Source organism: Mitsuaria sp. GD03876 (assembly GCF_029840635.1).
Taxonomy (GTDB): Bacteria; Pseudomonadota; Gammaproteobacteria; order Burkholderiales; family Burkholderiaceae_C; genus Roseateles.
Genome location: NZ_JAOCCU010000085.1, coordinates 1 through 9,260 on the forward strand (window position 1 = coordinate 1; position 9,260 = coordinate 9,260).

9 protein-coding genes are annotated in these 9,260 nt (G+C 67.0%); all 9 read left to right on the top strand.

The features are described from left to right. Nucleotides 1-3: 3 nt before the first annotated feature. Nucleotides 4-639, top strand: a complete 636-nt coding sequence (locus tag N5D62_RS27880; protein WP_279761351.1) for an NADH-quinone oxidoreductase subunit J — start codon at nt 4-6, stop codon at nt 637-639. Beyond that, the gene (gene nuoK, locus N5D62_RS27885; protein WP_279761345.1) at nt 639-950 is read left to right on the top strand and encodes an NADH-quinone oxidoreductase subunit NuoK; all 312 of its coding nucleotides are present in this window, start codon (nt 639-641) and stop codon (nt 948-950) included. The genes N5D62_RS27880 and nuoK overlap by 1 nt, the downstream gene beginning before the upstream one ends. A 25-nt stretch (nt 951-975) precedes the next feature. Beyond that, nucleotides 976-3,012, top strand: a complete 2,037-nt coding sequence (gene nuoL, locus N5D62_RS27890) for an NADH-quinone oxidoreductase subunit L (protein WP_279761346.1) — start codon at nt 976-978, stop codon at nt 3,010-3,012. An 18-nt stretch (nt 3,013-3,030) separates the two neighbouring features. Further along, entirely contained in the window at nt 3,031-4,500 is a 1,470-nt protein-coding gene (locus N5D62_RS27895) for an NADH-quinone oxidoreductase subunit M (protein ID WP_279761347.1), read from the top strand. Nucleotides 4,501-4,512: 12 nt separating this feature from the next. Further along, nucleotides 4,513-5,994, top strand: coding sequence for an NADH-quinone oxidoreductase subunit NuoN (nuoN, locus tag N5D62_RS27900; protein WP_279761348.1), 1,482 nt, complete (start codon nt 4,513-4,515; stop codon nt 5,992-5,994). A 35-nt stretch (nt 5,995-6,029) separates the two neighbouring features. After that, nucleotides 6,030-6,365, top strand: coding sequence for a DUF2818 family protein (locus N5D62_RS27905; protein WP_279761349.1), 336 nt, complete (start codon nt 6,030-6,032; stop codon nt 6,363-6,365). Further along, nucleotides 6,346-7,005, top strand: a complete 660-nt coding sequence (locus N5D62_RS27910) for an NUDIX hydrolase (protein ID WP_279761352.1) — start codon at nt 6,346-6,348, stop codon at nt 7,003-7,005. Before N5D62_RS27905 ends, N5D62_RS27910 begins: the two co-directional genes overlap by 20 nt. Before the next feature lie 12 nt (nt 7,006-7,017). Beyond that, a complete protein-coding gene (locus tag N5D62_RS27915; protein WP_279761350.1) occupies nt 7,018-7,497 on the top strand; it encodes a DUF1178 family protein in 480 nt (159 codons plus the stop codon). Nucleotides 7,498-7,692: 195 nt separating this feature from the next. After that, nucleotides 7,693-9,260: gamma-glutamyltransferase (ggt, locus tag N5D62_RS27920; RefSeq protein WP_279761353.1), on the top strand; the 1,568-nt coding region annotated here is incomplete at its 3' end.

The following is a 9,260-nucleotide window of genomic DNA, read 5'->3' on the forward strand; positions in this document are numbered from 1 at the left end:
GATATCACTACCGCGCTGTTCTACGTTTTTTCATTCGTGCTGCTGGCGTCCGCGTTCCGCGTGATCACGGCCAAGAGCACGGTGCATTCCGCCCTGTTCCTGATCCTCGCGTTCTTCAACGCGTCGTGTCTGTGGATGCTGCTCAAGGCCGAGTTCCTGGCGATCACGCTGGTGCTGGTCTACATCGGCGCCGTCATGGTGCTGTTCCTGTTCGTGGTGATGATGCTGGACTTCGAGTCCACCGCCGTGCGCGAGAGCGTGTGGAAGCACCTGCCCATCGCGAGCCTGGTGGGCGCGGTCATCGCGCTGGAGATCGCGGCCGTGCTGATGGGCGGTTTCCGCGGCGTCGAGAACGCGCCGGAGATCGCCAACATGGCGCAGCTGGGCAACACCAAGCTGCTGGGCATCGAGATCTACACGAACTACCTGTTCCCGGTGCAGATCGCCGCCGTGCTGCTGCTGGTGGGCATCGTCGCGGCGATCGCGCTGACGCTGCGCGGCCGCAAGGACTCGCGTCACCAGGACGCGTCGCAGCAGGTGCGCGTGAAGAAGGCCGACCGCCTGCGCATCGTCAAGGTCGCCCCGACCGTCGAGGCGCCGTCCGCCCCGGCCGCTGAAAAGAACGAAGGAGCCGCGTGATGCTCGCGCTGAGCCTGAACCACTTCCTGATCCTGGGCGCGTTCCTGTTCGCGCTGTCGGTGATCGGCATCTTCCTGAACCGCAAGAACCTGATCGTGCTGCTGATGGCCATCGAGCTGATGCTGCTGGCGGTCAACATGAACTTCGTGGCCTTCTCGCACTACCTGGGCGACATGGCCGGCCAGGTGTTCGTGTTCTTCATCCTCACCGTGGCGGCCGCCGAGTCCGCGATCGGCCTGGCCATCCTGGTCGTGCTGTTCCGCAACCGCAGCAGCATCGACGTGGAAGAGCTGGACGCCCTGAAGGGCTGACCCGCGTCAGGAAGCGAGAAAAACAATGTCTGCAACACTCTCTCAGAACATGCTGCTGGCGGTGCCGCTGGCCCCGCTGGCGGGCGCCATCGTCGCGGGCCTGTTCGGCAAGCAGGTGGGGCGCCGCGGCGCCCACGTCGTGACCATCCTCGGCGTGCTGATCGCGTTCATCCTGTCGGCCATGACCCTCAGCGCGGTGCTGGACGGCGCGCGCTTCAACCAGACCGTCTACGAGTGGATGGTGCTGGGCGGGCTGAAGATGGAAATCGGCTTCATGATCGACGGCCTGTCCGCGATGATGATGTGCGTGGTGACCTTCGTCTCGCTGATGGTGCACATCTACACCATCGGCTACATGGAGGAAGACCCCGGCTACCAGCGCTTCTTCAGCTACATCTCGTTGTTCACCTTCAGCATGCTGATGCTGGTGATGGCCAACAACATGCTGCAGCTGTTCTTCGGCTGGGAAGCGGTGGGCCTGGTGTCCTACCTGCTGATCGGCTTCTGGTACACGAAGCCGACGGCGATCTTCGCCAACATGAAGGCCTTCCTGGTCAACCGCGTGGGTGACTTCGGCTTCATCCTGGGCATCGGCCTGCTGGTGGCCTACGGCGGCTCGCTGAACTACACCGAGACCTTCGCCAAGGCGGGCGAGCTGGCCGCGATCAAGTTCCCCGGCCAGGACTGGATGATGCTGACGGTGGCCTGCATCTGCCTGTTCATCGGCGCGATGGGCAAGTCGGCCCAGTTCCCGCTGCACGTGTGGCTGCCGGACTCGATGGAAGGCCCGACCCCGATCTCGGCGCTGATCCACGCGGCGACGATGGTGACGGCCGGCATCTTCATGGTGTCGCGCTTCAGCCCGCTGTTCGAGCTGTCGGACACCGCCCTGAACTTCGTCATGGTGATCGGCGCGATCACGGCGCTGTTCATGGGCTTCCTGGGCATCATCCAGAACGACATCAAGCGCGTGGTCGCGTACTCGACGCTGTCGCAGCTCGGGTACATGACGGTGGCGCTGGGCGCCTCGGCCTACTCGGTGGCGGTGTTCCACCTGATGACGCACGCGTTCTTCAAGGCGCTGCTGTTCCTGGGCGCGGGCTCGGTGATCATCGGCATGCACCACGACCAGGACATCCGCAACATGGGCGGCCTGCGCAAGTACATGCCCATCACCTGGATCACCTCGCTGCTGGGTTCGCTGGCGCTGATCGGCACGCCGTTCTTCGCGGGCTTCTACTCGAAGGACTCGATCATCGAGGCGGTGCACGCCTCGCACCTGCCGGGCGCGGGCTTCGCGTACTTCGCGGTGATGGCCGGCGTGTTCGTGACCGCCTTCTACAGCTTCCGGATGTACTTCCTGGTCTTCCACGGCAAGGAGCACTTCCACCACAAGCCGTTCCCGGGCGAGCACGACCACCACGACGACCACGGCCACGGCCATGACCACACGCCGCACGAGTCGCCGTGGGTGGTGACGGTGCCGCTGATCCTGCTGGCGATCCCGTCGGTGGTCATCGGCTACTTCACGATCCAGCCGATGCTGCACGGCGAGTTCTTCAAGGACGCGATCTTCGTGAACCACGAGCTGCATCACGCGATGCACGAGCTGGGCGAGGAGTTCCACGGCGCGTTCGCGATGGCGCTGCACAGCGTGCAGACCCCGGTGCTGTGGCTGGCGATCGCCGGCGTGGTGACCGCCTACGTGTTCTACATGGTCAACCCGGCGATCCCGGCGGCCTTCGCGCGGATCTTCCGCCCGATCGTGACGATCCTCGAGAACAAGTACTACATGGACTGGTTCAACGAGAACGTGCTGGCCCGCGCGGCCCGCGCGCTCGGCACCGGGCTGTGGAAGGGCGGCGACCAGGGCGTCATCGACGGCGTGCTGATCAACGGCTCGGCGCGCACGGTGGGCGGCGTCGCCGGCCTGGTGCGCCTGATCCAGACCGGCCACCTGTACTGGTATGCGCTGGTGATGATCCTGGGTGTCCTGGGTCTGATGACCTGGCAGCTGTGGCCTTCCATGTGGCCCCAATTCAAGGCCCTGCTGGGTCTGTGACGCGGGCGGAGAATAAGAATGTTGCTGAGTCTCTCCATCTGGCTGCCCATCGTCTGCGGTGGCCTGCTGCTCGCGCTCGGACGCGACAACAACGCCGGCGCGGTGCGCTGGATGGCGTTGGTCGCCTCGATCGCGTCGTTCCTGGTGACGCTGCCGCTGATCTCGGGCTTCGACACGTCGACGGCGGCGATGCAGTTCGTCGAGAACGCCGCCTGGATCGAGCGCTTCAACATCCACTACCGCCTGGGCGTGGATGGCATCTCGATGTGGTTCGTCCCGCTGACGGCCTTCATCTCGATCATCGTGGTGATCGCGGCCTGGGAAGTGATCGAGACGCGGGTGCACCAGTACATGGGCGCCTTCCTGATCCTGTCGGGGCTGATGATCGGCGTGTTCTGCGCGCTCGACGGCATGCTGTTCTACGTGTTCTTCGAGGCCACGCTGATCCCGATGTACATCATCATCGGCGTCTGGGGCGGACCTCGTCGCGTGTACGCGGCCTTCAAGTTCTTCCTGTACACGCTGGCCGGTTCGCTGCTGATGCTGATCGCGCTGCTGTACCTGTACAGCCAGTCGGGCAGCTTCGACATCCTGGCCTGGCACAAGCTGCCGCTGGCGATGCCGGCGCAGACGCTGCTGTTCTTCGCGTTCTTCGCGGCCTTCGCGGTGAAGGTGCCGATGTGGCCGGTGCACACGTGGTTGCCGGACGCCCACGTGGAGGCGCCGACCGGCGGCTCGGTGGTCCTGGCGGCCATCATGCTGAAGCTGGGCGCCTACGGCTTCCTGCGCTTCTCGCTGCCGATCGCGCCTGACGCGGCCCGTCATTACGACTGGTTCATCATCGGCCTGTCGCTGATCGCGGTGATCTACATCGGCCTGGTGGCGATGGTGCAGCGCGACATGAAGAAGCTGGTGGCCTACTCGTCGGTGGCGCACATGGGCTTCGTGACGCTGGGCTTCTTCATCTTCAACGAGCTGGGCGTCTCGGGCGGCCTGGTGCAGATGATCTCGCACGGCTTCGTGTCGGGCGCGATGTTCCTGTGCATCGGCGTGCTGTACGACCGCGTGCATTCGCGCGAGATCGCCGACTACGGCGGCGTCGTCAACACGATGCCCAAGTTCGCGGCGCTGGCGGTGTTCTTCGGCATGGCCAACTGCGGCCTGCCGGCGACGGCCGGTTTCGTCGGCGAGTGGATGGTGATCATCGGCTCGGTGGCGCACAACTTCTGGATCGGCCTGCTGGCGGCCACCGCGCTGATCTTCGGCGCGGCCTACACACTGTGGATGATCAAGCGCGTGTACTTCGGCGCGGTGACCAACGACAACGTGCGCAACCTGACCGACATCAATGGGCGCGAGTTCCTGATGCTGGGCGTGCTGGCCGCGGCGACGCTGTTCATGGGCGTCTATCCGAAGCCCTTCACCGACGTGATGCATCAGTCCGTCGACGCGCTGCTCAAGCACGTCGCCGTGTCCAAGCTCCAATAAGGACCCAACAGAATGAACGACATGAACTGGGTCGCGGTCTATCCCGAAATCGTCCTGCTGGTGCTGGCCTGCGTGGTCGCCATGGTGGACCTGTTCGTCACCGACCCGCGCCGCACGCCGACCTACTGGCTGACGCAGCTGAGCCTGGCGGTGGTGGGCGCGATGCACTTCGCCGCGATGGGCAACGTCTCGACCGAGGCGATGCAGGGCATGCTGGTGGTCGATCCGCTGAGCCACCTGCTCAGCGGCGTCAGCGCGCTGGCGCTGATCGTCACGCTGGTCTACGCGCGTCCGTACGCCGAGTCCCGCGACATCCTCAAGGGCGAGCTGTTCGTGCTGAGCCTGCTGTCGCTGCTGGGCGTGAACGTGATGGTGGCGTCCAACAACTTCCTGACGATCTACCTCGGCCTGGAGCTGATGAGCCTGTCGCTGTACGCGCTGACCGCGCTGCGCCGCGACCACACCGTCTCGACCGAGGCGGCGATGAAGTACTTCGTGCTGGGCGCGCTGGCGTCGGGCTTCCTGCTGTACGGCCTGTCGATGATGTACGGCGCCACCGGCTCGCTGTCGATCCCGCGCGTGTTCGAGGTGATCTCCAGCGGCACCGTCAACAAGGGCGTGCTGGTGCTGGGCGTGGTCTTCGTCGTCGCCGGCCTGGGCTTCAAGCTGGGCGCCGCGCCGTTCCACATGTGGGTGCCGGACGTCTACCAGGGCGCGCCGACGGCCGCGACGCTGCTGATCGGCGGCGCGCCGAAGCTGGCCGCGCTGGGCATCACGCTGCGCCTGCTGGTCGAGGGCATGCTGCCGCTGGCCGCCGACTGGCAACAGATGATGCTGGTGATGGCCGTGGCCTCGCTGGTGGTGGGCAACCTGGCCGCCATCGCGCAGACCAACCTGAAGCGGATGCTGGCGTACTCGACGATCTCGCAGATGGGCTTCGTCGTGCTGGGCCTGGCCTCGGGCGTGGTGAACAACCAGCCGGACGCGCATGCGCTGAACGCCTACAGCTCGGCGATGTTCTACGCGATCACCTACGTGCTGACGACGCTGGGCAGCTTCGGCCTGATCATGCTGCTGGCGCGCCAGGGCTTCGAGTCCGAGCAGATCAGCGACCTGGCCGGCCTGTTCAAGCGCAGCCCCTGGTACGCGTTCGTGATGGCGATCTACATGTTCTCGCTGACCGGCATCCCGCCGACGGTGGGCTTCTACGGCAAGCTGGCCGTGCTGCAGGCGATGGTCACGACCGGCCAGTCGCTCTACCTCTGGCTGGCGGTGATCGCGGTGATCCTGTCGCTGATTGGCGCCTTCTACTACCTGCGCGTCGTCAAGGTCATGTTCTTCGACGAGCCGGCCGAGCACGGCCCGCTGACCGCCCCGGCGGACGCGCGCCTGGTGATGTCGCTCAATGGCATCGCGGTGCTGGTGTTCGGTCTGCTGCCCGGTGGCCTGCTGGCCCTGTGCAGCCAGGCCGTGACCCGCGCGCTGGCGCACTGAGCGCCGTCCGCTCGCAACCGTAGCCGCGGTCGTCGATGGAGCAGGGCGCATCGGTCTGGGTCGTGCTGGTGGTCGCGCTGGTCGCGGCCAACCTGCCGTACATGAGTTCCCGCATCCTGCTGGTCGGCCCGCGGCGCGAGCCCAAGGCCGCCGGCTGGCGGCTGCTGGAGCTCTTCCTGCTGGCGTTGATCACGCTGGTCGTGGGTTTCGGCCTCGAGTCGCGGCTCGGCCAGCGTTTCCCGCAGGGCTGGGAGTTCTACGCCGCGGCGCTGGCGCTATTCGTCACGCTGGGGTTCCCCGGCTTCGTGTGGCGCTACCTGCGCCGGTCGCGCTCGAAAGTGCGTGAGTTCGATGACGAAGAAGCTGCCTGAGGCCAACCGGCCCGACGCCGATGGCGTCGTCGGCATCCCGCCGGCGGCGGACGCCGATCCCCACCTGCGCGAGACCCCGCTGAGTTCCGACTGGATCCTGCGCGGCAACTTCCTCCAGGTGAAGCGCGACCGCATCGCGCTGCCCAATGGCCGGGAGGCCACGCGCGAGTACATCCGCCATCCCGGCGCCGTCGTGGTGGTGCCGCTGCTGGACGACGGCCGCGTGCTGCTCGAGCGCCAGTACCGCTATCCGCTGGGACGCGTGGCGCTGGAGTTCCCGGCGGGCAAGCTGGATCCGGACGAATCGCCGCTGCGCTGCGGCATGCGCGAGCTGGTCGAGGAGACCGGCTACACCGCGCGCGAATGGGCCTACGCGGGCGTGATGCACAACGCGATCGCCTATTCGGACGAACGCATCGAGATCTTCTTCGCGCGCGGCCTGGTGGCCGGCGAGCGGCGGCTGGACGACGAGGAGTTCCTCGACCTGCTGCCGGTCGGCGAGGACGAGCTCGACCGCATGGCCTGCGACGGCCGCGTCACCGACGCCAAGACGCTGACCTGCCTGCTGTGGCTGCAGCGCTGGCGCGCCGGCGCCTGGACGCTGGACTGGATGCCGGCCGACGAGGCGGCGAGCCGCTAGCATCGGCCCATCATGCTGGTCCTGAATCTGGCCTGCGCGGCCGGCCACGCCTTCGAAGGCTGGTTCGCGTCCTCCTCCGACTTCGAATCGCAGCAGCAGCGCGGCCTGCTGAGCTGCCCGCTGTGCAACAGCGCCGACGTGCGACGCATGCCCAGCGCGCCGAGGCTGAACCTGTCCTCCGCGCCCGATCCGGCGGCGGCGTCGAGCCGTCCCGCGCCGGCGCCGTCCGAGGCGGCGACCGAGGGCGGCGTGCCCGCGATCGCGATGCAGCTGCAGCGGCAGGTGATGAAGGCGGTCCGCACGATGATCGCCAACACCGAGGACGTCGGCGACCGTTTCGCCAGCGAGGCGCGTCGCATCCATTACGGCGAGACCGAGCAGCGCGGCATCCGCGGCCAGGCGACGCCGGAGCAGGCGCGCGAACTGGCGGACGAAGGCATCGACATCGTCGCATTGCCGGTGCCCGACGCGTTGAAAGACCCGCTGCAGTAACGACCTGACGCTCGTTCGAGTTGCGTCCGCGATGCCGATGGGTGTCGAATCGGCCGGTCTCAGCAACGAGGATTCCGGGTCATGAAGACGTTCCGTTTGCTTGTCTGCGCCGCGGCGGTGACCGCGTCGTTCGCGTTCGTGCCGGTCGAGATCGCGCTGGCCGCGTCGCCGGCGCCGGTGGCCGCGCCCAATGGCATGGTGGTGACGGCGCAGCACCTGGCGACGCGTGTCGGCGTCGATGTGCTGAAGGACGGCGGCAATGCCGTCGACGCCGCGGTGGCGGTGGGCTACGCGCTGGCGGTGGTGTACCCGGCGGCGGGCAACCTGGGCGGCGGCGGCTTCATGACGATCCAGCTGGCCGACGGCCGCAAGACCTTCCTGGACTTCCGCGAGAAGGCGCCGCTGGCCGCGACGGCCAACATGTACCTCGACAAGGACGGCAACGTCGTCAAGGGCCTGAGCACGCACGGGCACCTCGCGGTGGGCGTGCCGGGGTCGGTCTCGGGGCTGGAGTACGCGCGGGAGAAGTACGGCACGATGAAGCGCCAGGGGCTGATCGCGCCGGCGATCGCGCTGGCGGACCGCGGCTTCGCGCTGGACCAGGGCGACGTCGACATGTTCCAGACGGCGACCAAGGACTTCGAGGCGGACCCGGCCTCGGGGGCGATCTTCCTGAACAAGGGCAAGCCCTTCCAGCCCGGGGACCGGCTGGTGCAGAAGGACCTGGCCAAGACGCTGCGCGAGATCGCGGCCAAGGGCACCGACGGCTTCTACAAGGGCTGGGTGGCCAAGGCGCTGATCGAGTCCAGCCAGTCGGGCAAGGGCATCCTGACGCAGGCCGACCTGGACCAGTACAAGACGCGCGAGCTGGCGCCGGTCGAATGCGACTACCGCGGCTACCACGTGGTGTCGGCGCCGCCGCCGAGCTCGGGCGGCGTGATCATCTGCGAGATGCTCAACATCCTGGAGGGCTATCCGCTGCGGCAGCTGGGCTGGAACTCGGCGCAGGCGGCGCACTACCAGATCGAGGCGATGCGGCATGCCTACGTCGATCGCAACAGCACGCTGGGCGATCCGGACTTCGTGAAGAACCCGCTGCAGCGGCTGCTGGACAAGGACTACGCCGCCAAGATCCGCGCGGCGATCGACCCGACCAAGGCCGGCGTGTCGATGGACATCAAGCCCGGCGTGCCGCCGCATGAGGGCAGCAACACCACGCACTACTCGATCGCCGACAAGTGGGGCAACGCGGTGTCGGTGACCTACACGCTCAACGACTGGTTCGGCGCGAAGGTCACGGCGGCGAAGACCGGCGTGCTGCTCAACAACGAGATGGACGACTTCACCTCGAAGGTCGGCGTGCCCAACATGTACGGCCTGGTGCAGGGCGAGGCCAACGCGATCGCCCCGGGCAAGCGGCCGTTGTCGTCGATGAGCCCGACGATCGTGACCAAGGACGGCAAGCCGGTGATGGTGGTCGGCACGCCGGGCGGCAGCCGGATCATCACCGCGGTGCTGCAGACGATGATCAACGCCATCGACTACGACATGACGGTGCAGGAGGCGGTGGACGCGCCGCGCTTCCACCAGCAGTGGCTGCCGGACCTGACCAACGTCGAGCCCTACGCGCTGTCGCCCGACACGAAGCGGATCCTGGAGCAGATGGGCCACAAGCTCGGCGCGCCGCAGCCGGCGAACCACCTGGCGGCGATCATCGTCGGCGCGCCGTCGCTGACCGGCAAGCCGGTGAGGAACAACCGCTT